The sequence below is a fragment of the Streptomyces mutomycini genome (assembly GCF_001700505.1).
GTDB lineage: Bacteria > Actinomycetota > Actinomycetes > Streptomycetales > Streptomycetaceae > Streptomyces > Streptomyces mutomycini.
In genome coordinates, this window is sequence record NZ_MAPV01000375.1 from 1 (window position 1) to 688 (window position 688).

Consider the following 688-nt stretch of genomic DNA (forward strand, 5'->3'; position numbering starts at 1 on the left):
GTCCGTCCGTCCGCCGAAGGGGAGCGGACGACGCAATCCCTGCGCTACGGCACTTCCGTGATTTCTACCTTGGAGGCACAGTCATGGGCTCGTATGCCCTTCCCAGACCCCTTATCCGCCGGAAGATCCGCGGCCTGCTGTTGGCGCTGGTCGTCGGCGTCCTCGGTGCGGTCGNNCGACCGCACACGCCGCCGAGAGCACGCTCGGTGCCGCGGCGGCGCAGAGCGGCCGGTACTTCGGCACCGCCATCGCCTCGGGCAAGCTGGGCGACTCGGCGTACACGACGATCGCCGGCCGTGAGTTCAACTCGGTGACGGCCGAGAACGAGATGAAGATCGACGCCACCGAACCGCAGCGGGGCCAGTTCAACTTCACCTCCGCTGATCGCGTCTACAACTGGGCGGTGCAGAACGGCAAGCAGGTGCGCGGCCACACCCTGGCCTGGCACTCCCAGCAGCCCGGCTGGATGCAGAGCCTCAGCGGCAGCACACTGCGCCAGGCGATGAATGACCACATCAACGGCGTGATGGCCCACTACAAGGGCAAGATCGCCCAGTGGGACGTCGTGAACGAGGCCTTCGCCGACGGCAGCTCGGGAGCCCGGCGGGACTCCAACCTGCAGCGCTCCGGCAACGACTGGATCGAGGTCGCCTTCCGCACCGCGCGCGCCGCCGACCCGGCGGCCAAG

Annotated in this window: 1 pseudogene; it reads left to right on the plus strand. The window is 68.5% G+C overall.

Features of this window, described 5'->3' with window-relative positions:
* Window positions 1–176: 176 nt before the first annotated feature.
* Window positions 177–688: pseudogene (locus BFF76_RS30530) on the plus strand (endo-1,4-beta-xylanase); the annotation flags it as partial.